Here is a 21,026-nt window from a genome sequence, read left to right on the forward strand (position 1 = left end):
CCGGCGAGGCTGCGTTCAGCCCGCTAGCTTCTTCGCAGCAGCCACGATCGCCTCTACGCCGATGCGCGACTGCGCCTCCAGCACTGGCGAGTAGCCGACCGGAATGCGCGGCGCGCCCAGCCGCGCGATGCGGCAGCCCGTGGCCTCCGCCGCGCTCGCTGCGATCTCTGCGCCAAAGCCCGCCGCCTGCACCGCCTCGTGCACCACCAGCAGTCGGCCGGTGCGCGCGCACGACGACAGCACCGTCTCGCGGTCCCAGGGCCACAGCGTGCGCAAGTCGATCAGATCCACCGTGATGCCCTCGGCAGCCAGCGCATCGCAGGCCGCCGCGCAGGCCTGCATCTGCCGGCTCCAGCTCACCAGCGTGAGCGCATTGCCCTCGCACACGCGCGCCGCCTTGCCCAGCGGCACGGCGACGCTTTCGTCGACTTCGCCCTGCGTGCCCCACAGCGTCTTGTGCTCGATGTAGACCACCGGGTCGCCGCACTGCAGCGCGGCGCGCAGCAGGCCGTGGTTGTCCTGCGGCGTCGAGGGGCACACCACCACCACGCCCGGCAGGTGCGCGAACCACGCTTCGAGCGATTGCGAATGCTGCGCCGCCGAGGCGTCCCAGATGCCGCCCGGCATGCGCGCCACCAGCGGCACGCGGCCCTGGCCGCCGAACATGAAGCGGTTCTTGGCGGCCTGGTTCACCAGCTCGTCCATGCCGCACAGCGCGAAGTCGACCACCCGCATCTCGACCACCGGCCTCAGGCCCGCGAGCGCCATGCCCACGCCGGCGCCCATGATCGCGGCCTCGCTGATCGGCGTGTCGATCACGCGACCGTCGCCGAAGTGCTGCTGCAGCCCCTTGTACTGCCCGAAGATGCCGCCACGGCCCACGTCCTCGCCGAGCACCACCACGCGCGGGTCGGCTTCCATCTCGCGCCGCAGGGCCAGCAGGGCGGCTTCCGAATAGCTCAGTTGCTGCTTCATCGCCACTGGCCCTCCCCGACGGTCTGCACATCGGTGAAGGCGGCACCGGGCTCGGGCCAGGGCGCTGCGTCGGCCACCGCGAGCGCGGTGTCGACCTCGTCGCGCGCGGCGTTCTCGATGGCGTCGAGCGTCGCGGCGGCAACGCCGGCTGAAAGCAGATGGCCGCGCGCCCGCGCGATCGGATCGGTTTCCAGCGCCGCCGCCAGCTCGGCCGGATCGCGGTATGCCGCGACGTCCACCGACACGTGCCCCTTCACGCGGTAGGTCAGCGCATGCAGCAGGCGCGGCCCGCTGCCGGCGCGCACTTCGGCCACCAGCTTCGCGGCCGCCGCGTGCACAGCGAACACGTCGTTGCCGTCGACCTGCGTGGCTGCGATGCCGAGCGCCTCGGCGCGCACCGAGGCACCCTCGCCCGCCGTCGTCGGCCCGCTCGCGGTGGTCGCGCTCCAGCGGTTGTCCTCGCAGACGAAGAGCACCGGCAGGTCGTACACGCGCGCCCAGTTCAGCGCTTCGAGAAAGGGCCCGCGGTTGATCGCGCCGTCGCCGAAGAAGCAGACCGTGATGTCGTCGCCTTTGTTCAGCAGTTTCTGCGCATGCGCCGCGCCCACCGCGATAGGCAGCCCCGCCGCCACCACGCCGTTGGCGCCCAGCATGCCGACCGAGAAGTCAGCGATGTGCATCGAGCCGCCCTTGCCGCCGTTGAAGCCGGTGGTCTTGCCGAACAGCTCGCACATCATCCGCGTGAGGTCCGCGCCCTTGGCCAGCGTGTGGCCGTGGCCGCGATGGGTGGAGGTGAGGTAGTCGCTGGCGCGCAGATGGGCGCAGACCCCGGCCGGCACCGCCTCCTGCCCGGTCGACAGGTGCAGCGGGCCGCGCACCTTGGCCGCGTCCGCCGCCTGCTGGCCGTAGGCGCTCACGCCGCCCTGGCTGGCGGTCTCCGCCGCGTTCTCGAAGGCCCGGGTCCGCACCATGGTGCGGTACAGCGCCTCGCCGGCGCCGTGGTTGGCGTGGCTGGAAATGCTCGAGTCCATCTTGTCTCCGACGCCCTTGGGGCGGGCGTTTCGACAAAAATCGTATCAAGCGAGATGGGATCGCGGCACCGGGCTTACCCGCCGGCGTTCAAAGTTTGGCGTCGGGCTTTTGTTTCGGACTGGTTGTGGGCATGCGTTTGGAGCAGCGCCGGATTTTGTCCTGGCCATCACTGACCTTTGCTGCGCAACGCTAGGCCAACCAGCACCAACAGCATGCCGAGTCCAATCAACAATGCCTCCATGAGCCAGCTGTGCTCGGTTGGGACAACGCGGTAGTAATGATGCATACCGCCAAACAGATCGACTGGCAGAAGATCGCCAAGCGGCAACAACAGAAGGATGCCTAGAGCCATCAAGATATAGCCCATTCTCACAAGCCAAGTTAGGCGTGTCTGCTTCATGTGCATGGCCTTGGAGGGGTGTCTGCTTCTGGCCGACATTGGTCGGTCGCCTGGCGTTTATCGATGCAAGCCTCTCAGAGGCTCGGCTCTAGCGGTAATCAGAAAGACGGGTTGGATTGCCGGCCTTGATAACTCGGCCTCTGAATCTGACGTGCCAATCCGGGTCCCACTCTTTGTGTGCGTGTATATGGAGACCGTCCTCCATAGGGGTCACCTTGAGAGGCAGCAGGTTGTCAGTAAGTTGCGCAAGCAGTTCCACCTCATCGCCAGGCTCAAGGATTACCTCTTCGGGGACCATCTCAAGATACAGCGTTATCGCGAATGCGGTTTCGTTCTTGAATCGGCCAACCACTGGGTAATTTTCTGGCGTCACGGCGAAGGTCTGGTGATGGCCGTCATATTGCATCTAGAGCTGCGGTTAAGTCCCGCGTACCGTCCTCACCCCACCAAGGAGCCTCCACCCTGCCACCAAGGCACTGAAGCCCGCGTAGCAAATGGAGCAGTGATTCGATCTGAGCAGTTGCCCAGTCTGCCCCCATCCGGTAGTCAATGGTGAGCCGGTCGGCAAGAACGAAGACCCCAAGCAAAGGAATTGGGCACTTGAGCCCAACGATGTCTGCAAGGACGACGTGAAATGGCGCTGCGATGCCTGACGCTACCAAGCTTGCGTCACCTGGACCAGTAAACGGTTTCTCCAGTTGCGTCTCCGAAATCCATAGATAGCCGCCACCTTGCGTTACGTTCCTGGCGCCGCGCTCATACAGATGTCCAAAAGCCACCGGGATTGATGATGCGCTGTCAAAGATGACTTCGATCTCAGGAAGCGAGCCGTCATCCGTGTCGAAGTAGTTTGTCAGGGCCACGTTTTGAATCAAAGAGTTTTGGGAAGCAAGCGTCAAGCAGCCGAGTTGGCCAGGACAGCGGATGGCCGCTTCTGGCCGCGTCCTGCCATCAGCCGTGGTGTACCAATGCGACGCAGCGGCACTGAAAAGGTACGGCCTCGATGAAGTCACCGGACCAGAATATGTCGCAAAGCCCGTTCCATGTGAGTTCTACGTGCCCGGCGGTCGCGCAACCGAACGCCAACGTCGTGTCGTACACATCATGGTGACCGAAAACATACATCAGCCCTAGCTCTGGATGCGGGTACGCGGCGTCCGATTTATTGCTCCACGAGGTGCTCGCTCCTTCCAGATCGCCTTCTGTAGACGCCAGCAGCCGTAAGCCCTGGTGGTACAGCCTGGGCGACCATATTTCGCCGTCGAACTCCTTCGGCATCGTCTCAATCTCCACGCTCCACAGCCCGTCGAAATGTCGAACTACCGCTGACGTCACGTTGAACCTTCGGTCTCTGAGGCTGATGTAGCTGGTCATAGGGCTAGCTCCTAGGGACGAACTGGGCGTACTGGTCAGATGTCTGGTCTTGGCCGACCTCAGCCCTTGAAGGATAGCCACCGGTCAGCGTGGCTGCGAGAAACCGGGCCAAGTGCGGCGAGGAATTGTGCTAGGACGCCATGCCGGTCCGCCGACGCGACCAGTCCCTCGATGAAGCCGGTCGCAGCAGCGGTGACAAGGTCAGCATCCCCGCTCGCCATTGCGGCTTCGACGACGCGCAAAGCGCGCTCCGTTTCGGGGGCCATTGGGTTGGCGGATGCATCGACCAGACAGTTCGCGAGGGTCGCCAAGAGCGAAGTCATCGGCGGCTCGTCCGGTGCCCAGTATTCCTTCGCATCCTGAAGGGCTCCCTTCAGCGCTGGCGACCCAGCGGCCAGGTCCTCAAACAAGGTATGGCAAGTGTTGCTCATTCAATGGGTCTCGTGTGCGAATGACTGGGTTCTCGCCGACCGCAGGGTGTTCGCGAACTGGGCTGCGTGGGCGACGGTCCGGTTCTGGCCGGATTCTGCCTTTTCTGTTTTTCGCGACTACGGATACCAAACAAGCGAACACCCCTCCACCAAGGCGCCCTCATAGTGCTTCTTGAACACATGCATCCGCGGGTCGTTGAGCGATTCAACCTCTATCGGTCGCCCGGCACCAACATGAAGCTCGACAAAACCAAATCGCGCGAGCTCTGATGTGGCCCTGTCCTCTCGGGAGGTCTCGTCGTCCTGTGCCAGGAAGAGGATGACCTTGTGCCTGCCGCCGACGGTGGGAGCTTGCCATTCGAAGTCGCAACCTCCGGCATATGTCGCTTCAACGCCGTACAGGTAAATCTGGGTCATGCTGGTCCGCCATCTCCTGGGAAAGCCAGTCCGTGTTGCCGTTGATGCTCAACTTTGAAATGACCCGGTAGAGGCCAGCTTCTGGCCGGATGCCGAAGTTTGGCACGACCCTACTAGAGAACCACGCTCGCTGCGAAGCGGATGTCCCCACGGGAACCCCTACCAACGCAGAGAGCGCAACGCCGACGGCCATGCACTCGGCGCAGCCAACGGTTCGTAGTGGTCTTCTTATTGCCCAGTACCTTCACTCGCAGCTACACGCAACGACTGAATCGTCCCCTCGGTCGTTTCGATACGCCGCCGCAGTTCTTCATTGACCACTCGCACCAGCGCGCCGAGTTCGGAGCGTGTCGGATAGACCTCTTCCGTATCGTTCACTCCCTGCTGCACGATGAGTTTTTCGAGGCCCGCATATGCGCGTCGCACCTCGTGAAGATCGTCGATGTCATCGCATGCCTGCAGGGCAAGCGATTCGACGCTGGCGGTTTCAGAAGAAGATTCAGGAACGGAAGAGACGTGCGCGGACGCGCGAGCGGATGCAGCCATGAGTGGCCTCCAAGAGGTGCGGTTTGCTGAAACCGCCGCTCCCGAGACCAATCGGAGGCGGCAGCTCGACGGGTTGGTCTACCGGGCACCTCTCGCGAGAACCGGCCGGGCTTGCGCCCGCCCGTCGAGCCGCCAAAAATCGGAGGCACGAATGACAAAGCCGCAGACCCTGCGGGGAAACTGCGGCTTTCGTCGCAGAGATGCTTCAGGAGACCAATCCCGGTCACGCCTCTTTTTGACGTGACCGGCGCAGTATAGCCACGGGCAACACGGCCAACCTACGCCTCAAAGAAGCCGAGAACGGCCTTCGTCTCCAGGTACTCCTCCAGCCCATGCCGCCCGTACTCGCGTCCATTGCCTGAAAGCTTGTAGCCGCCGAAAGGAGCAAAGGGGTCCCACGCCGGATGGTTGATGAGCACCTGGCCGGCGCGGATCTGCCTGGCCACCGCGCGGGCCCGGTCCATGTCGGTGCCCTGCACGTGCGCACCCAGGCCGTACACCGTGTCGTTGGCGATGGCCACGGCCTCTTCCACCGTGTCGTAGGGAAGGATGCAGAGCACGGGGCCGAAGATCTCTTCCTGTGCGATGCGCATGCCGGTGCTCACCGACGAGAAGATGGTCGGGCGGGCGTAGAAGCCTTCGTGCAATCCCTCCGGCCGGCCGGGGCCGCCGCACAGCAGTTGCGCGCCGTCTTCTTCCATGCCGACCCGGATCATGTGCTGCACCCGCTCGAACTGGGCCCTGTTGGCAATGGGGCCCAAGGTGGTCTGCGGCGACATCGGGTAGCCCACCACCAGCGCCTCGGCCGCCTCACGTGCCAGCGCCTCCACTTGCGCAAGGGCGTTGCGCGGCACGAGCATGCGCGTGGGCGCGCTGCACGACTGGCCGACGTTGCGGAACGCGGCAGCCACGCCCAGCGGAACCGCGCGTGCGAAGTCGGTGTCGGGCAGCATCACGTTGGGCGACTTGCCTCCGAGTTCCTGCGTGACCCGCTTGACGGTGGGTGCAGCGGCCTGCGCCACCAGCACGCCGGCGCGGGTCGAGCCGGTGATGGAGATCATGTCGATGCCTGGGTGCTCGGCCATGGCCGCGCCGACCTCGGGACCGGTTCCGTTGACGAGGTTGAACACACCGGCCGGCACGCCGGCGTCGTGCATCAGGCGGGCGAACATGAGGGCGCTGAACGGCGACAGCTCGCTGGGCTTCAGCACCACGCAGCAACCTGCCGCCAGCGCGGGTGCGACCTTGGCCGTGACCTGGTACAGCGGCCAGTTCCACGGCGTGATGAGGCCGCAGACGCCGATGGCCTCGCGTGCGATGGCGGTGGTGCCCTGCTGCTGCATGAACGGGTAGTCCAGCAGGGTCTCGCGTGCCACCCGCACGTGCTCCGCCGCGAACGGAACCTGCGCGGCGCGGGCGTAGCTGATCGCCACGCCCATCTCCAGGCTGAGCATCAGCGCGAGTTCGTCGGCACGCTCCAGGATCAGGGCGTGGACTCTTTCCAGCAGCGCGGCGCGTTCCTGAACGCTCGAGCGAGAGAACGCGGGGAACGCCCTGCGTGCCGCGGCGACCGCGCGGTCCACGTCGCTTGCGTTGCCCATGGCGATGCGGCCCAGCACCTGTTCGTTGGCGGGGTTCATCACCGTGAATGCGTGCGCGCCTTCGTCGGGTTCCTGCCAGGCGCCGTCGATGTAGAAGCGATGGCAGTCGGCGCTCTCGACACCCGTGGCGATGAGCAGGCGCACGGCCTCGGGCAATGCAGTGGTCGTCATCTTCGATCGCCTATTTGTTCAGCAGAGGTGCGCGCTTGAGCATGGCAAGGCAATCGCTTCAGGCCGTGACCCACACCTTGCGAACCGTCTCGATGGTGCGCCAGGTGCCGAGGTAGCCGGGCTTCATGATGAAGCAGTCGCCGGCCTTGTAGGTCACGGGGTCGTGGCCGTCCTCGGTGATCTCCGCCACGCCGGACAGGATCAGGCAGAACTCCCAGGTCTCGCCCTTGATGGAACGGTTGACGCCCGGTGTCGACTCGAACACGCCGGCGCGCACCTTGCCGTCCTTGGCGCTGTCGACGTCCCAGCTGCGGCACACGACATCGCCTTCGAGCACGCGGTCGGCCGGCGGCCGGTATTCGCGTGGTTCGCCGAGTCGGTCGAAGTCGAAGGAGACGAGCAGATTGGACATGGAAGACGGACGTGCCGGGGCGGGTTGTTCGGTGCATCGATGCTAGGGGTGCTAGCTGCCGTGCCGATGCCGAAGCTGGTTGCCGCAACGGCTGCAAATGCGCGAATCGCCGGCCTGCGCAGCGCAATCTGCCGAGGTCCTTCCAGCCTCCCCGTGGCATGTCCGGATGCGTGGTCTCCGGCTGGACCTTTGCGATGCGTCGCAGCTTCGCCCTCGTTTTCCTCTTCTCTTATTTATTCTTCTTATTGAAGATAGTAGTAGTAGATAAGGGTAAACCCGGGCTGTGGACATCACGCCTTTTCCCTTGGCCGACAACGACTTGGCTTGCCCGTCTTGCTGTGCGCACCTGTGCTTTCGGGGCGCTCAGGAAAAAGAACAACTCGGCACCGTGCGGTCCGTCTGTGGACAACCACGGCGTTGTGCCGGAATTTTCCCCAGGGCTTTCCCGTGCCGCCCGCGCCATGGATGAAGCCCGGCCCTCATCGGCGGCCCCTGCTCCTACGTCGCCGAAAGACGCTTCCCGCATCGCTTGCAGGACAAACGCCCGACCTGCGTTGCGATGCCCCGGATCGCGGATGCGTGTGGCATGGTGACGTGTTCCTGCCGCGTGCTTGCTTGCCTGCTCGCGGCCGCCCACCAACCAGGAGGAACACAACCATGATCAAGATCGGCATCGTCGACGACCACGCAGTCGTCCGCACAGGCCTGAAGTCATTCTTCTCCACCTTCGTCGACTTCCGCGTCGCGGGCGAGGCCGGCTCCGGCCGCGAAGCCATCGACCTGGTGCGCACCACCGACATCGACGTGCTGGTGATGGACCTGTCCATGCCCGGCCAGAGCGGCATCGACGCGCTCGCCATGGTGCGCGCCAAGGCTCCGGACCTGGGCGTACTCATCCTCAGCGGCTACCCCGAGGAGCACTACGCGGTGAACCTGATCCGCCAGGGCGCATCGGGCTACCTCAACAAGGAATGCGATCCCGAGGAGATCGCCAAGGCCATCCGCACCATCGCGCTGGGCCGCCGCTATATCTCGCCCTCGGTGGCCGAGCTGCTCGCGGGCCAGCTGGAGCGCAAGGACGGCAGCGCGCCGCCGCACGAGCACCTGTCGGAGCGAGAGTTCCAGGTGTTCCTCAAGCTCGCGAAGGGCGAGACCGTGGGCGCCATCGGCGAGGCGCTTTCGCTGTCGGTGAAGACCATCAGCACCTATCGCACGCGCCTGATGGAGAAGATGAACCTCTCCACCAACAGCGACCTGACCTACTACGCCATCAAGACGCAGCTCATCGACTGAGCCGCGGGTCGAATCGCGAACGGGCGGGTCATCCTCCGCCTACGCCGTGTCGCCCGATGGGCCGACGCGGCGGTGCCGTCGATCTTTCCAACATGGGTCTTCGACCAGCCGCCAGAGCGCCAGAGCAATCCAACACAGAGGCGACACGAGGGCTGGACTTCGCAGACCCGGCCTGCCGCAAGGCAGGCAACGAAAGGACCACGACATGGCATACACCGAAGCAACCGCGGACACCCTGACCACCGGCCCCACGCTGGGCAACGACGAAGTGGTGGACGTGCTCAACGACCTGCTCGAGAACGCGCGCGACGGCGAATACGGCTTCCGCGCCTGTGCCGAGGAGGTGAAGGACCCCGCGACGAAGCAGCTGTTCGCGAGCCGCGCAGAGCAATGCAGGCAGGCCGGAGTCGAGCTGATCGCCCTCATCGCCACCTACGGCGGCACTCCTGCTTCAGGCGGTACCGCCAGCGGCGCGCTGCATCGCGGCTGGGTGCACGTGAAGGGATCGCTGGGCGCGAACAGCGAACTGTCGATCCTCGAGTCGTGCGAGCGCGGCGAAGACACGGCGGTCGCACGCTACCGCAAGGCGCTGAAGCAGAACCTGCCGCTCGAAGTGCGCAGGGTGATCTCGATGCAGGCCGACGGCACACAGCGCAACCACGACCAGATCCGCGACCTGCGCGACGCCGCGCGTACGCGCGAATGAATGACGTGACGCGCGGACCGCGCCTCAGGAAAGGGCCAGGGCTTCCTGGCCCTTTTTCTCGTGGGCGCCTTCGCCCGGATAGCGCACGCACTGCAGGGCCTCGAAGCCCTTCTGCGTGACGGCGAGCACCTGCACCACGCGCAGGCCGGGCATCTTCGCGATGTCGGCGGCCGAGGGCACCAGCGCGAGCACCAGTCCCGCGGCGCGCAGCTTCAGCACTTCATCGATGTCCTTGGGCGAGGACATCACCATCGGCAGCCGCGTGGCGGCAATCTGCCTGAGCATGTCGGTGGACATTTCGTTGTCTCCTTGTGGGTCGGAGCGCCTGGGGCGTCCGGGGCAATGCGGGCCCCGCCGGGGGCGGGGGGATGCGAAAGATACCCGGCCGCGCGGGCGCTCGGCGTAGGACCTCATCTCGCAAAAGGGGGCGCGCAATGCGCTTCGGGAATTCCCGGATGCCGGGAGTCCCATCCCGATGGGATAGTTAGTTCGCCCTTCAAACTAACTAATTTCTTACTGGCCTCATCGGCCGTGCGCCGATCGACGGGCGAACCAACAGGAGAGACACCGATGCAACTGAAACACACCCTGGCCGCCATGGCCTTCGGTCTCACGGCCGTGGGCGCGATGGCGCAGACCGTGGTCGGCGTGAGCTGGTCCAACTTCCAGGAAGAACGCTGGAAGACCGACGAGGCCGCCATCAAGGCAGAGCTCGAGAAGCTCGGCGCCAAGTACATCAGTGCCGATGCGGGCGGCTCGCCCGAGAAGCAGCTGGGCGACATCGAGGGCCTGATGTCGAAGGGCGCCAAGGCGCTCATCGTGCTGGCGATGGACAAGGACGCCATCCTGCCCGCCGTCACCAAGGCCACGCGCCAGAAGGTGCCCGTGATCGCATACGACCGGCTGATCGAGGCGCCCGGCGTCTTCTACATCACCTTCGACAACGTCGAGGTCGGCCGCATGGAGGCGCGCGAAGTCTTCAAGGTCAAGCCCAAGGGCAACTACGTGATCATCAAGGGCTCGCCCAGCGACCCGAACGCCGACTTCCTGCGCGCGGGCCAGCAGGAAGTGCTGGACGCCGCCATCAAGAAGGGCGACATCAAGATCGTCGGCGACGAATACACCGAGGGCTGGAAGCCCGAGGTCGCGCAGAAGAACATGGAGCAGATCCTCACCAAGAACGGCAACAAGGTCGACGCGGTGGTGGCCGCCAACGACGGCACGGCCGGCGGCGCGGTGGCCGCGCTCACGGCCAAGGGCATCCGCGGCATTCCGGTGTCGGGCCAGGACGCCGACTTCGCGGCGCTCAACCGCATCGCGCTGGGCACGCAGACCGCCACCATCTTCAAGGACTCGCGCGAGCTCGGCCGCGAAGCGGCCAGCGCGGCCATCGCGCTGTCGCAGGGCAAGCCGGTCGACAAGGCCGCGACCTGGAACTCGGGCCCGAAGAAGGTCTCGCTGCAGTCGCGCCTGCTGACACCGGTGGCGGTGACGCGCGACAACCTCGACCTCGTGGTCAAGGCCGGCTGGATCAAGAAGGACGAGCTCTGCAAGGGCGTGTCGGGCGCGAGCGCGCCCGCGGCCTGCAAGTAACGCGGCACGACAGACGAGCAACCCGCCGGCGCCATCCGCGGAAAGCGCGCCGGCCTTTTCTCCTTCCCATGCAACGCACCAGCTGCCGGCCCCACGGGCCCGGCCGGCGGGGGCTTGCGCATCTCTCCGTAGTCCCAAGGGGGTCTGAAACATGAGCAACCCATCGTCATCAACACCGGGCTGGTGGCGCCGCACCGGCGTCGACCTGCGGCTCATCCTGATGTGCGTGCTGCTGGTCATCATGGCCGTGGCGTTCAGCGTCATGTCCGGCGGCGTGTTCCTCTCGCCCGAGAACCTCTACAACGTCGCGCAGCAGACTGCGGTGGTGGGCATCGTCTCCACCGTGATGGTGCTCATCATCGTGGCGCGCCACATCGACCTGTCGGTGGGCTCGGTGATGGGCTTCGTCGGCGTGCTGATCGCCTACCTGCAGTACACCTCGGGCTGGTCGTGGCCCACGGCCTGCCTCGCGGGGCTCGCGGTGGCGCTGCTGGTGTCCATCTACCAGGGCTGGCTCACCGCGGTGCTGGGCGTGCCTTCCTTCGTGGTCACCCTGGGTGGCCTCATGTCCTTCCGCGGCGCGGCCTTCCTGGTGGCCGACGGCAAGACGCAGCCGGTGAACGACGAATTCTTCCAGCGCCTGGGCGGCGGCTACGACGGCGGCATCGGCGTCACCGCGAGCTGGGTGCTGGCGGCGCTGGTGGCGGTGGTGCTGTTCGCGCGCATGGTGCAGAAGCGTCGCGCGCGCCAGCGCTACGACATGCCGACCGAGGCACTGTGGCTCGACGTGCTCATTACCGCCGTGCCGGTGGCCGTGGTGTTCGGCTTCGCATGGATCATGAACAGCTACCAGATCTCGTCGAAGAGCGAGCCGCAGGGCATTCCGATCCCGGTGCTGATCTGGGCCGTGGTGGCCATCGTGCTGTCGTTCATCGTGCACCGCACGCGCTTCGGGCGCTACGTGTTCGCGATGGGCGGCAACCCCGACGCGGCGGCGCTGGTGGGCATTCCGGTCAAGCGCGTCACGCTGATGCTGTTCGCGCTGCTGGCGGTGCTGGTCACCATCGCGGCCATCGTGTCGATCGCACGCCTCAACGCGGGCACCAACTCGCTGGGCACCGGCATGGAGCTGTACGTGATCGCCGCGGCCGTCATCGGCGGCACCGCGCTCGCGGGCGGCAGTGGCTCCATCTTCGGCTCGGTGCTGGGCGCGCTCATCATGCAGTCGCTCGACAGCGGCATGCTGCTGCTCGACGTGCCCATCGGCAAGCGCATGGTCATCATCGGCCAGGTGCTGATCGTGGCGGTCGTCTTCGACGTGCTGTACCGCCGCAAGTTCGGGGAGAACTGACATGGACACGAACATCGACACCTCCAAACCCCTCGTCGAACTGCGCGAGATCCGCAAGGCCTTCGGCGGAGTGAAGGCCGTGGACGGCGTGAGCGTGAACCTCTATCCCGGCGAGGTGGTCGCGCTGCTGGGCCACAACGGCGCGGGCAAGTCCACGCTGATGAAGATGCTGGCGGGCGCCTACCCCATCGACTCGGGCGACACGCTGATCGCGGGCGAGAAGGTCCACATCCGCACGCCAGCCGAGGCGCAGGCGCAGGGCATCGAGACCATCTACCAGACCCTCGCGCTGGCCGACAACCTCGACTCGGTGGCCAACCTCTTCCTCGGCCGCGAGAAGATGACGCCCTGGAACACGCTCGACGACCACTTCATGGAAGTGCAGGCGCGCAAGGTGTTCCAGCGTCTCAACAAGAATTTCACCAACATCCGCGTGCCGGTGCGTCGACTCTCGGGCGGGCAGCGGCAGGTGGTGGCGATCTCGCGCGCGCTGTACTTCAACGCGCGCATCCTCATCATGGACGAGCCCTGCGCCGCGCTCGGCCCCGAAGAGACCGCGATGGTCGGCGGCCTGGTGAAGCAGCTCAAGGCCGACGGCGTGGGCATCTTCCTCATCACGCACGACATGCCCGACGTGTTCTCGCTGAGCGACCGCCTCGCGGTGATGAAGAACGGCAAGCTGGTCGGCACCTACCGCACGGCCGACGTGACCGAGGACGAAGTGCTCGGAATGATCATTGCCGGCAAGCGTCCCGAGGGCAAGGAGCAGGCCCACCACGCCGATACGGCCGCGGCACCTGCCTGACCAGAGACCTCAAGTGACCACCACGGCCGACCAGCAGCTCGTCAAGCGCATGAACCGCAGCGTGCTGCTGCGGCTGCTGCGCGCGCAGCCGGGCCTCTCTCGCGCGCGGCTGGCCGGCGAGAGCGGCCTCACCAAGTCGACCGTGAGCCTTCTGGTGCGCGAGCTGATCGACGAGGGCTGGCTCAGCGAGGCCGGCGCGACCGTGGCCGACGGGCTGGGCCGGCCTTCCACGCCGCTGCAGATCAACGTCGGCGTGCGCGCGCTGATGGGCGTGGAGATCGCGGTGGAAACCGTGCGCCTGGTGTGCATGTCGCTGCAGGGCGAGGTGCTGCATTCGCAGAGCCATGACCTGACCGACGGATCGCCGGCCGGCGTGTGCGCGCTGGTCGCGCGCATGGCCGCGGCCGCGCACGAGAGACTGAAGCAGCTCGGCCTGCGCCTGTCGAGCATCGGCGTGTGCGTGCCCGGCGCGGTGGACGACTGCACCGGCGTGGTCCGCTTCGCACCCAACCTCGGCTGGCGCAACGTGAGCCTGCTGCCCGCGCTCGAGAAAGCCTTTGCCGCCGTCGGCCTGCCGGGCGTCACCGTGCAGCTGCAGAACGACGCCGACGCCGCCGTGCTCGGCGAGTACGAGTTCGCGGCCAGCGTGGGCCAGGAGGGCGAAGACCCGCTGATCTTCGTGAACTGCGACGTGGGCGTGGGCGCCGGCGTGGTGCTGAACGACCGGCTCTTCACCGGCGGCCAGGGCATGGCCGGCGAGATCGGCCACACCATTCTCGAGCTCGACGGCCCCCTGTGCTCGTGCGGCCGCCGCGGCTGCGCCGAAGCCTTCTTCGGCTCGCGCGTGCTGGAGCGCGAAGGCGTCGACACCCGCCGTGCGGCCGCCTTCTTCGGCGTGCTGCTGCAGAACCTGTGGGTCACCTTCAACCCGCGCGCAATCGTGCTCGGCGGCAAGGCCTGCACCGACCATCGCGGCTTCGTTCAGACCGCCTTCGAATGCGTGAAGCGCCACGCCGACGGGGCCGGCATGCCCGCGCCCGACCTGCGCACCGCGCGCTACGAGGAGCTTGCGCCGGCAGTGGGCGCCGCGGCGCTCGCGCTGCACGAATACCTGCGGCCGCTGCAGCCCGACGCGAAGGCGCGGCGCGCGCGTGCGCTGGCCCGCGCGGCGGCCTGAGCGATCAATCCGCCGGGCCCGTTCCTTCCGCGTCGTCGCGCCAGCCGCGCAGCCGTCGATAGAGCGTGCCGCGCGATACGCGCAGCTGCCGCGCCGTCTGCGACACGTTGCCGCCGTGCGCGGCGAGCGTTTCCTCTATCAGCTTGCGGCTGTGCTCGCGCAGCGTCGTCGTTGATTCCGCATGAGGATCGCCGTGATCCGCGTGCCCGCATGCGTCGCCGGCGGGCTCCTGCGCATCGCGCTCGATGGCGAGCTGCGCCGGCTCCCCGGGCATAGCCACCGCATGGCGGAAGTCCGCGCCGTCCTTGCCTTTCAGCCGCGCCTGCACCCACACGCCCAGTCCGCTCGCCAGCCGCAGCGGCTGCGCGGCCTCGCGCCGTCCCAGCCGCAGCAGGCTCGCGAGGTCGTGCCCCAGCAGGCACTCGACATCGCGTTCGTCCTCCGCCTCGGGCAGCCGGCCGAGCAGCCGCGCGCCCGCGTTGTTGAGCCAGGTGATGGTGCCGTCGGGCGCGATGCCGGCCAGCGCTTCCAGCGGCGTGCCCAGCAGCGTCGGGCTGGCCTGGAAGCGCAGGATCAGATGGTCGCGCGACTGCGCCTGCAGCAGCCGGTTCTCGATGGTGGTGGCGTAGAGCGAGACCATCGAGGCCGCGTCGAAGCCGAAGCGGCGCGCCTCCACCGTGAGGTCGAGCACGCCCGCAAGCCGGCCCGTCACGTCGCGTATCGGCGCGGCCGCGCACTGCATGTGGCACAGCACGTCGAAGTAGTGCTCGGCGCCGTCGACAGTACAGGCCTGCCCGGTGCTCGCTACGATGCCCGGCGCCGTGGTGCCGACGATGTGCTCGGCAATGTTCACGCCCACGCGCGCGGTCTTGCGCAGCACCGGCTGGTGCGCGGCGGCCGGCTGTTGCGTGACGTGCACCACCACGCCCTCGCTGTCGGTGAGGATCACGCGGCAGTCGGTGCCCGCGAGCGCGTGTTCCATCTGCACCAGTTCCTGGCGCGCAACCTCGAGCAGCTCGCGGTTGCGCGCGAGCGTGGCGTGCAGGCGGCTGGGCGTGACCGCGTCGAAGGGCACGATGCGCTGGCGGTCGGTGTGCGTGCGGCTGCAGCGCATCCACGACTGGATAACCGCCTCGCCGACCAGGCCCGAGGGGCGCACGCCTTCCTCGAAGAACTGCCGCCGTGCAAGCGCCACGCGTTGCGCGGGCGTGCTGGCGAAGAGCTGGCGCGGGGCGTCGGGCGTGCCGATTCTTCTTGCGTCGAGGGCCATGGATTCATTGCCTCCCTGCGTGGGGTCGGGGACCGGGACCAGCATCGAATGTGTTCCGCAATGGAACAGCGCCGGACTGGGGAAATCCCGAAGATGAACGCCGGGCCCGTCCCGACGATTCTTGAGGCACAAAGGAGACCTGCGATGAAAAAAACACACTCCGGGCTGCTCGTGCTCGCCGGCGCATTGCTGTGCCTGGGCGCGACAACGGCGGCCACGGCCCAGAACGCACAGGACCGCGCGGCAGCCGCGACCAAACGCGTGGACGGCGGCTTCATCCGCGCCAACGCCGCCCAGAAGAAGACGCCCGACTGGCCCAGCGTGGGCCTGGACTATTCGGAGTCGCGCTTCAGCCAGCTCGACCAGGTGAACGCCGGCAACGTCAAGCAGCTGGGGCTGGTCTGGTCGTACAACCTCGAGTCCACGCGCGGGGTGGAGGCCACGCCGCTGGTGGTGGACGGCATCATGTACGTCACCGCCTCGTGGAGCGTGGTGCATGCCATCGACACGCGCACCGGGCAGAAGCTGTGGACCTTCGATCCGCAGGTCGATAAGTCCAAAGGCTTCAGGGGCTGTTGCGACGTGGTGAACCGGGGCGTCGCGATCTACGAGGGCAGGGTCTACGTGGCGGCCTACGACGGACGCCTCATCGCGCTCGACGCGGCCACCGGCCAGAAGGTGTGGGAGAAGAACACCATCGAGGGCCAGAAGGGCAGCTACACCATCACCGGCGCGCCGCGCGTGTTCAAGGGCAAGGTCATCATCGGCAACGGCGGCGCCGAGTACGGCGTGCGCGGCTTCGTCACTGCCTACGACGCGAAGACGGGCGACCAGAAGTGGCGCTGGTTCGTGGTGCCTGGCGACCCGAGCAAACCCTTCGAGGACGAGTCGATGGCGCGCGCTGCCAAGACCTGGGACCCCAGCGGCAAGTACTGGGAGGCGGGCGGCGGCGGCACCGCCTGGGACAGCTTCGCCTTCGACCCCGAGCTCAACCTGATGTACGTGGGCACCGGCAACGGCTCGCCCTGGTCGCACAAGGCGCGCAGCCCCAAGGGCGGCGACAACCTCTACCTGGGCTCGGTGGTGGCGCTCAACCCCGACACCGGCAAGTACGTGTGGCACTACCAGGAGACGCCCGGCGACAACTGGGACTACACCTCCACGCAGTCGATGATCCTGGCCAACGTGAAGATCGCCGGCAAGTCGCGCAAGGTGCTGCTGCATGCGCCGAAGAACGGCTTCTTCTTCGTCATCGACCGCACCAACGGCAGGTTCATCTCGGCGAAGAACTTCGTCGAGGTCAACTGGGCCACGGGCTACGACAAGAACGGCCGCCCCATCGAGATCGCCGCCGCGCGCGACGGCACCAAGCCCGGCGACAGCATCCCCGGCCCCTTCGGCGCGCACAACTGGCACCCGATGTCGTTCAACCCGCAGACCGGCTTCGCCTACCTGCCCGCGCAGCACGTGCCGATCAACCTCATGGACGACAAGGACTGGAAGTTCAACGAGGACGTGCCCGGCCGCCCGCACGCGGGCCTGGGCTGGAACCTCGCCAAGTTCGCCAACGCCGAGCCGCCCAAGAGCAAACCCTTCGGCCGGCTCGTGGCCTGGGACCCGGTGGCGCAGAAGGAAGCCTGGGGCGTGGACTACGCATCGCCCTGGAACGGCGGCACCCTCACCACCGCCGGCAACCTCGTGTTCCAGGGCACGGCCGACGGACGCCTGCTGGCCTACAACGCGAAGACCGGCGAGAAGCTGTGGGAAACGCCCACCGGCACCGGCGTTGTCGCGGCTCCGTCGACCTACATGGTCGACGGCAAGCAATACGTGTCGGTCGCGGTGGGCTGGGGCGGCGTGTACGGCCTCGCGCAGCGCGCCACCGAGCGGCAGGGCCCGGGCACGGTCTACACCTTCGCCGTGGGCGGCACCGCCAAGATGCCCGACTTCGTGCAGTACCGCATGGACAAGCTCGTGCAGGGCGTGAAGTACGACCCCGCCAAGGTCCAGGCCGGCACCATGCTCTACGTGAGCAACTGCGTCTTCTGCCACGGCGTGCCGGGCGTGGACCGCGGCGGCAACATCCCCAACCTCGGCTACATGGACCCGGCCTACATCGAGAACCTCGACAAGTTCGTGCTCAAGGGCCCGGCCATGTCGCGCGGCATGCCCGACTTCACGGGCAAGCTCTCCAACGACGAGATAGAGAGCATCAAGGCCTTCATCCAGGGAACGGCCGACGCGATACGTCCGAAGTAACTTGCAAAGCGGCGGCGGCCTGCCTCAGCGTCCGCCGTACCAGTACGGGGTGGAGGCGGTCCACGGCGACTTCGGATAGTTCGTGCGCAGGGCCTGCAGCCCCTTGCGTGACCAGTCGCCCGCCGCCTTGTCCTGGCAGGTGTAGCGCGCCATCTTCACCGCGACCGACAGCGCCTGCGGCACCAGCGGATCGGCGCGGTCGCGCTGCATCAGCGCCAGGCTTTCCTGCGTGAAGTAGATCGAGTCCTGCGGAATGGCGCGCAGCTTCTCGACCAGCGCGGCCTGCCGGTTGCGTTCTTCCTGCGGCAGGAAGGCGGGCATCTCGAAGTCGGCCGCCGTGGCCGCCTGCGGCCCGGAGATCGCAACGCCCAGCGGGCGGCACCACTTGCCGTAGCTGCCGACCGCCATGCCGCGGTCGTAGTACTCGGAGCCTGCGCCGAGCTTGAGCGGCGTGGGCCGGATGCCCTCGGAGCCGGGCCAGTGCGGCGGCAGCAGCACTTCGGTGGTGCTCGCCATGCGCTCCAGCAGCAGGTGCCGCCAGGCGGCGCCGTCGGTGTCGGGCAGCCCCACCGAGCGGCGGATGCCGGCGATCGCGTCCGCGCCCTTGGCGGTGCCTGCCTGAGGCGGCGAGGCGATGCGCATCTGCGCCGCGCGTCGGGCCGTGGCGTAGTCCTCGGCGAGCACGGCGCGGGTCCATGCGGTCTCGAGCAGGCTGTCGCGCAGCGCGGGCGACAGGGCCGGATCGGCGGCGAGACGCAGCCACATCGGCAGCGGCGCGCGCGTGTTGAGGAAGCGCACCACGTCCTCGTCGAAGGCACTGGCCAGCGGTACCGCGGTCGGCTTCGCTTCCATCGCCTCGGGATCGCGGCGCGCGACCACGGGGCGGATCGCGAGGCGGCGCCATTCGTCTTCCGATGCGGCGGTCGGCAGCAGCAATGCCTTCACGAGGTTCTGGCCCGAGAGGCTGCGTGCGATCAACGGCGAATCGGCCGTGGCGGCCATGAGCTCGCGCACCTCCTGGTAGCGCCCCTGCGCGAACATGCGCTGCGCGCGCAGCTGCGTGGCGGCGAATCGCGCCGGATGGTCTTCGGGCACCGCCGCCAATGCGGCCTGCAGTTCGGCCTCTCGCTTGTCGTCGTTCGTGGCGGCCACCGGTACCAGGCTCGCGGCGGCCATCAGCCAGGCGAGGTCGTGCGTGCGCTGGTAGCGGCTCCAGCTCAGCGTTTCGCGCCACTTGCCGTTGGGCTCACCGCTGCCGCCGGGGCCGTCGAAGCCGCGCACGGTGCTGATCCACTGCACGAGGTCGGAGGTCTGTGCCGGGCCGATGTAGTTGCAGCCTCCGAAGAAACCGCAGGCACGGAACTCGTGGTTCAGCAGCAGCAGCTTCGCGGCGGCCGCGTCGGGCTGGCCCATGGTCTTCAGGCCGTCCGTCAGCCGCTGCATGCGCGTGGCGGGCAGCAGGTAGCGGATGCGCAGCGCCTCGGCCAGCCGGTGCACCGAGGGATGCAGCGCCTTCAGGCGCGGGTTCTTCAGCAGCGGCAGCGCGATGGCGTCGACCTGCTTCGTGAGCTCGGCCTGCTGCTTGAGGGCCTCGGCGCTTTCCTTCTTGTTCTCCGGGCCGTCCGAAGGCGCATCGCCCGGGTTCTGCCGCGCCAGCACGCGCAGCCGCATGTAGGCCGCGAGATCGCGCCAGGAGCTGGACTTGTCGGCCGCGATGGCGGTGAACGCGGTGTCGGCCTCGTCGAAGTCGCCGGCATAGAAGCGCTGCGCGGCCAGCTGGTAGGCGTGGTCGGCCTGCAGCCAGGCGGGCGCGCCCGGCGGCAGTTCGGGAACGGTGCCGGGCTCCTTGTTGCAGGTGTCGAACACCGCGTCCTGCGCCTTCAGCCAGTGCAGCACGAAGGGGCCGGCCGACTTGTCTCCGGCCGCACGCGTCATGCGCTGCGCCAGCGTCTTCGTGGCGTTGCGGAAGGCGTCGCCGTAGAAGCAGTTCGGGTCCGCCTGCAGGGTGCCGGTGTTCCAGTTCGGCGGCTGCTGCGACGGGGGCGGCATGTTGGGCCTGTCGCGGGGCGATTTCGGATCGAGCTTCGCCATGGCGTCGTCGCGCGCCTTGCGCCATTCGATCCAGGCGTCGTCGGTTTCGGCCATGCCGTTGTCCTCGCGCGGCAGCTTCTCCAGCAGGTCGGTGAAGGCGCGCACCGCGTCGGGAGAAAAGGCCTGGCCGTGCAGGCGCCAGTACCAGAGCACCTGGTAGGGCACGAGGTAGCCGGTGTAGTAGCCCGCGGGCCGCTCGACGAATTCGCGCACCGGCTGGTCGGGCCGGGTGCTGGCGAAGAACAGGTCCTCGGGCTCGCCGCCGCCGCTGGCGTGCGTCGCCGTCGCGCCGAGCAGGGTGGCGCCGGCCAATGCGGCGATGGCGAGCAGCCTCGCGCCTCCCATTTTCGAAAGAGTCATTTGTGCGTTTCCCTGTTTCCGGTCTGCAGTTTTTCGAAGTCTTCTTTCTTCCACGAGCCCGCATGGAACACGTAGCGCCGCTTCACGTCGCGCAGCGCGGGCCAGTCTTCTCCGAGCATCAGGCCGGCTGCGTCGCGGCAGGCCGACACCGTGGCCGCACCCGTCGCGCCGAGCCGCTGGCGGATGCGCGCGGATTCCGCTCCCATGCGGAAGTACATCGGCACGATCTCGTCGAGCAGGCCGGCCGGCAGCCACGGATCGCCCATGCACCACGACGCGAGCGCCGTGGCTGAGATCCGCGTGCCGCCTTCACGCAGCGGCTGCAGCCGGCGCAGCAGCGTGACGTAGGCATCGCGCTGGCTGCGCCGCGCCTCGAAGTCGAGCTGCACCCAGCCCGAGCGGTTGCCTTGCTTCGCGGCATGCTCGACGGCGGCGGCGATCGCCTGCTGCTGCGCATCGTCGAGCGGTGAGGGCGAGAGATTGTCGAGCGCGACGTGGACCACCGGCACCACCGTGGCGCCCGGCGCGATGCGCAGCGGCCACTGGCGCCAGCTCGTGCGGCTCTCGGTGCCGCTCAGGCGCACCGTGGCATGCAGGTAGGCCACGCCCGTGGCTTCGGGCAGAGCGGAAAAGAGTTGGGGCCGGTCCCACACCCAGAGCAGCATCCGGGCCTCCTGCATCCGTGTCTGCGCCTGGGCCATGCCCTCCCGCGCCAGCAGGGCCACGAAGACCAGAAGGGCCGCGCTGCGAAGACGCATGGAG

At 67.4% G+C, this 21,026-nt stretch carries 22 protein-coding genes; 7 read left to right on the top strand and 15 right to left on the bottom strand.

The features are described from left to right. Window positions 1-15: 15 nt before the first annotated feature. The 11 genes from BMY35_RS06260 to BMY35_RS06310 all read right to left on the bottom strand — a co-directional run bounded on the left by BMY35_RS06260 (window position 16) and on the right by BMY35_RS06310 (window position 7,359). Entirely contained in the window at window positions 16-975 is a 960-nt protein-coding gene (locus BMY35_RS06260; protein ID WP_093196118.1) for an alpha-ketoacid dehydrogenase subunit beta, read from the bottom strand. Further along, complete coding sequence (locus BMY35_RS06265) at window positions 972-2,006, bottom strand: thiamine pyrophosphate-dependent dehydrogenase E1 component subunit alpha (protein WP_093196119.1); 1,035 nt, start codon at window positions 2,004-2,006, stop codon at window positions 972-974. Before BMY35_RS06265 ends, BMY35_RS06260 begins: the two co-directional genes overlap by 4 nt. 167 nt (window positions 2,007-2,173) lie before the next feature. Then, window positions 2,174-2,407: a hypothetical protein gene (locus BMY35_RS06270; RefSeq protein WP_143080652.1), complete on the bottom strand. Its 234-nt coding sequence runs from the start codon at window positions 2,405-2,407 to the stop codon at window positions 2,174-2,176. 88 nt (window positions 2,408-2,495) lie between these two features. Then, window positions 2,496-2,813: a hypothetical protein gene (locus BMY35_RS06275; protein WP_143080653.1), complete on the bottom strand. Its 318-nt coding sequence runs from the start codon at window positions 2,811-2,813 to the stop codon at window positions 2,496-2,498. After that, window positions 2,803-3,306, bottom strand: coding sequence for a hypothetical protein (locus BMY35_RS06280; RefSeq protein WP_218152975.1), 504 nt, complete (start codon window positions 3,304-3,306; stop codon window positions 2,803-2,805). The genes BMY35_RS06275 and BMY35_RS06280 overlap by 11 nt, the downstream gene beginning before the upstream one ends. Window positions 3,307-3,358: 52 nt before the next feature. Beyond that, on the bottom strand, window positions 3,359-3,781 hold the full coding sequence (locus BMY35_RS06285; RefSeq protein WP_093196122.1) for a hypothetical protein: 423 nt from the start codon (window positions 3,779-3,781) through the stop codon (window positions 3,359-3,361). Window positions 3,782-3,840: 59 nt separating this feature from the next. Next, the gene (locus BMY35_RS06290; protein ID WP_093196123.1) at window positions 3,841-4,212 is read right to left on the bottom strand and encodes a DUF7674 family protein; all 372 of its coding nucleotides are present in this window, start codon (window positions 4,210-4,212) and stop codon (window positions 3,841-3,843) included. 117 nt (window positions 4,213-4,329) lie between these two features. Continuing rightward, window positions 4,330-4,629, bottom strand: coding sequence for a hypothetical protein (locus BMY35_RS06295; protein WP_093196124.1), 300 nt, complete (start codon window positions 4,627-4,629; stop codon window positions 4,330-4,332). A gap of 228 nt (window positions 4,630-4,857) precedes the next feature. Then, on the bottom strand, window positions 4,858-5,175 hold the full coding sequence (locus BMY35_RS38695) for a hypothetical protein (RefSeq protein ID WP_256228247.1): 318 nt from the start codon (window positions 5,173-5,175) through the stop codon (window positions 4,858-4,860). Window positions 5,176-5,453: 278 nt separating this feature from the next. Continuing rightward, a complete protein-coding gene (locus BMY35_RS06305) occupies window positions 5,454-6,947 on the bottom strand; it encodes an aldehyde dehydrogenase family protein (protein ID WP_093196125.1) in 1,494 nt (497 codons plus the stop codon). Window positions 6,948-7,005: 58 nt separating this feature from the next. Beyond that, window positions 7,006-7,359: a cupin domain-containing protein gene (locus BMY35_RS06310; protein WP_093196126.1), complete on the bottom strand. Its 354-nt coding sequence runs from the start codon at window positions 7,357-7,359 to the stop codon at window positions 7,006-7,008. A 657-nt stretch (window positions 7,360-8,016) separates the two neighbouring features. Between BMY35_RS06310 and BMY35_RS06315 the strand changes: the two genes are divergently transcribed. After that, the gene (locus BMY35_RS06315; RefSeq protein ID WP_093196127.1) at window positions 8,017-8,652 is read left to right on the top strand and encodes a response regulator; all 636 of its coding nucleotides are present in this window, start codon (window positions 8,017-8,019) and stop codon (window positions 8,650-8,652) included. Window positions 8,653-8,857: 205 nt separating this feature from the next. Continuing rightward, complete coding sequence (locus tag BMY35_RS06320) at window positions 8,858-9,358, top strand: ferritin-like domain-containing protein (RefSeq protein WP_093196128.1); 501 nt, start codon at window positions 8,858-8,860, stop codon at window positions 9,356-9,358. 24 nt (window positions 9,359-9,382) lie between these two features. Here BMY35_RS06320 and BMY35_RS06325 read toward each other — a convergent pair whose 3' ends face one another. Then, window positions 9,383-9,655: a hypothetical protein gene (locus tag BMY35_RS06325; protein WP_093196129.1), complete on the bottom strand. Its 273-nt coding sequence runs from the start codon at window positions 9,653-9,655 to the stop codon at window positions 9,383-9,385. 273 nt (window positions 9,656-9,928) lie between these two features. Here BMY35_RS06325 and xylF point away from each other — a divergent pair, with 273 nt between their 5' ends. From xylF to BMY35_RS06345, 4 genes are all read left to right on the top strand, one after another. Further along, window positions 9,929-10,951: a D-xylose ABC transporter substrate-binding protein gene (gene xylF / locus BMY35_RS06330; protein WP_093196130.1), complete on the top strand. Its 1,023-nt coding sequence runs from the start codon at window positions 9,929-9,931 to the stop codon at window positions 10,949-10,951. Window positions 10,952-11,102: 151 nt separating this feature from the next. After that, window positions 11,103-12,302 (top strand): sugar ABC transporter permease, encoded by a 1,200-nt coding sequence (locus tag BMY35_RS06335; RefSeq protein WP_093196131.1) that lies wholly within the window; start codon window positions 11,103-11,105, stop codon window positions 12,300-12,302. A 1-nt stretch (window position 12,303) separates the two neighbouring features. Beyond that, window positions 12,304-13,107 carry an ATP-binding cassette domain-containing protein gene (locus BMY35_RS06340; RefSeq protein ID WP_093196132.1) on the top strand — a complete coding sequence of 268 codons (804 nt, stop codon included), beginning with the start codon at window positions 12,304-12,306 and terminating at the stop codon, window positions 13,105-13,107. A 13-nt stretch (window positions 13,108-13,120) separates the two neighbouring features. Next, window positions 13,121-14,284 carry an ROK family transcriptional regulator gene (locus tag BMY35_RS06345; protein WP_093196133.1) on the top strand — a complete coding sequence of 388 codons (1,164 nt, stop codon included), beginning with the start codon at window positions 13,121-13,123 and terminating at the stop codon, window positions 14,282-14,284. A gap of 4 nt (window positions 14,285-14,288) precedes the next feature. Here the strand turns inward: BMY35_RS06345 and BMY35_RS06350 are convergent, their stop codons facing one another. Then, window positions 14,289-15,554: a helix-turn-helix domain-containing protein gene (locus BMY35_RS06350; protein ID WP_093196134.1), complete on the bottom strand. Its 1,266-nt coding sequence runs from the start codon at window positions 15,552-15,554 to the stop codon at window positions 14,289-14,291. 144 nt (window positions 15,555-15,698) lie between these two features. On the opposite strand from BMY35_RS06350, the gene BMY35_RS06355 reads away from it, so the two are divergent. Beyond that, window positions 15,699-17,813, top strand: a complete 2,115-nt coding sequence (locus BMY35_RS06355; protein WP_093196135.1) for a PQQ-dependent dehydrogenase, methanol/ethanol family — start codon at window positions 15,699-15,701, stop codon at window positions 17,811-17,813. Between the two features lie 24 nt (window positions 17,814-17,837). On the opposite strand, the gene BMY35_RS06360 is transcribed toward BMY35_RS06355, so the two are convergent. Together BMY35_RS06360 and BMY35_RS06365 are read right to left on the bottom strand one after the other, a co-directional pair. Then, complete coding sequence (locus BMY35_RS06360) at window positions 17,838-20,264, bottom strand: hypothetical protein (RefSeq protein ID WP_143080654.1); 2,427 nt, start codon at window positions 20,262-20,264, stop codon at window positions 17,838-17,840. Next, the gene (locus BMY35_RS06365; RefSeq protein ID WP_143080655.1) at window positions 20,261-21,022 is read right to left on the bottom strand and encodes a hypothetical protein; all 762 of its coding nucleotides are present in this window, start codon (window positions 21,020-21,022) and stop codon (window positions 20,261-20,263) included. Before BMY35_RS06365 ends, BMY35_RS06360 begins: the two co-directional genes overlap by 4 nt. Between the last annotated feature and the right edge of the window lie 4 nt (window positions 21,023-21,026).

This window comes from Variovorax sp. YR750 (genome assembly GCF_900109805.1).
Classification (GTDB): domain Bacteria; phylum Pseudomonadota; class Gammaproteobacteria; order Burkholderiales; family Burkholderiaceae_C; genus Variovorax; species Variovorax gossypii.

Excerpts from the sequence above, each read along its gene's own strand:
- BMY35_RS06260 (WP_093196118.1), bottom strand. The coding sequence starts at position 975 with ATGAAGCAGCAACTGAGCTATTCGGAAGCCGCCCTGCTGGCCCTGCGG.
- BMY35_RS06265 (WP_093196119.1), bottom strand. The coding sequence starts at position 2,006 with ATGGACTCGAGCATTTCCAGCCACGCCAACCACGGCGCCGGCGAGGCG.
- BMY35_RS06270 (WP_143080652.1), bottom strand. The coding sequence starts at position 2,407 with ATGAAGCAGACACGCCTAACTTGGCTTGTGAGAATGGGCTATATCTTG.
- BMY35_RS06275 (WP_143080653.1), bottom strand. The coding sequence starts at position 2,813 with ATGCAATATGACGGCCATCACCAGACCTTCGCCGTGACGCCAGAAAAT.
- BMY35_RS06285 (WP_093196122.1), bottom strand. The coding sequence starts at position 3,781 with ATGACCAGCTACATCAGCCTCAGAGACCGAAGGTTCAACGTGACGTCA.
- BMY35_RS06290 (WP_093196123.1), bottom strand. The coding sequence starts at position 4,212 with ATGAGCAACACTTGCCATACCTTGTTTGAGGACCTGGCCGCTGGGTCG.
- BMY35_RS06295 (WP_093196124.1), bottom strand. The coding sequence starts at position 4,629 with ATGACCCAGATTTACCTGTACGGCGTTGAAGCGACATATGCCGGAGGT.
- BMY35_RS38695 (WP_256228247.1), bottom strand. The coding sequence starts at position 5,175 with ATGGCTGCATCCGCTCGCGCGTCCGCGCACGTCTCTTCCGTTCCTGAA.
- BMY35_RS06305 (WP_093196125.1), bottom strand. The coding sequence starts at position 6,947 with ATGACGACCACTGCATTGCCCGAGGCCGTGCGCCTGCTCATCGCCACG.
- BMY35_RS06310 (WP_093196126.1), bottom strand. The coding sequence starts at position 7,359 with ATGTCCAATCTGCTCGTCTCCTTCGACTTCGACCGACTCGGCGAACCA.
- BMY35_RS06315 (WP_093196127.1), top strand. The coding sequence starts at position 8,017 with ATGATCAAGATCGGCATCGTCGACGACCACGCAGTCGTCCGCACAGGC.
- BMY35_RS06320 (WP_093196128.1), top strand. The coding sequence starts at position 8,858 with ATGGCATACACCGAAGCAACCGCGGACACCCTGACCACCGGCCCCACG.
- BMY35_RS06325 (WP_093196129.1), bottom strand. The coding sequence starts at position 9,655 with ATGTCCACCGACATGCTCAGGCAGATTGCCGCCACGCGGCTGCCGATG.
- xylF (WP_093196130.1), top strand. The coding sequence starts at position 9,929 with ATGCAACTGAAACACACCCTGGCCGCCATGGCCTTCGGTCTCACGGCC.
- BMY35_RS06335 (WP_093196131.1), top strand. The coding sequence starts at position 11,103 with ATGAGCAACCCATCGTCATCAACACCGGGCTGGTGGCGCCGCACCGGC.
- BMY35_RS06340 (WP_093196132.1), top strand. The coding sequence starts at position 12,304 with ATGGACACGAACATCGACACCTCCAAACCCCTCGTCGAACTGCGCGAG.
- BMY35_RS06350 (WP_093196134.1), bottom strand. The coding sequence starts at position 15,554 with ATGGCCCTCGACGCAAGAAGAATCGGCACGCCCGACGCCCCGCGCCAG.
- BMY35_RS06355 (WP_093196135.1), top strand. The coding sequence starts at position 15,699 with ATGAAAAAAACACACTCCGGGCTGCTCGTGCTCGCCGGCGCATTGCTG.
- BMY35_RS06360 (WP_143080654.1), bottom strand. The coding sequence starts at position 20,264 with ATGACTCTTTCGAAAATGGGAGGCGCGAGGCTGCTCGCCATCGCCGCA.
- BMY35_RS06365 (WP_143080655.1), bottom strand. The coding sequence starts at position 21,022 with ATGCGTCTTCGCAGCGCGGCCCTTCTGGTCTTCGTGGCCCTGCTGGCG.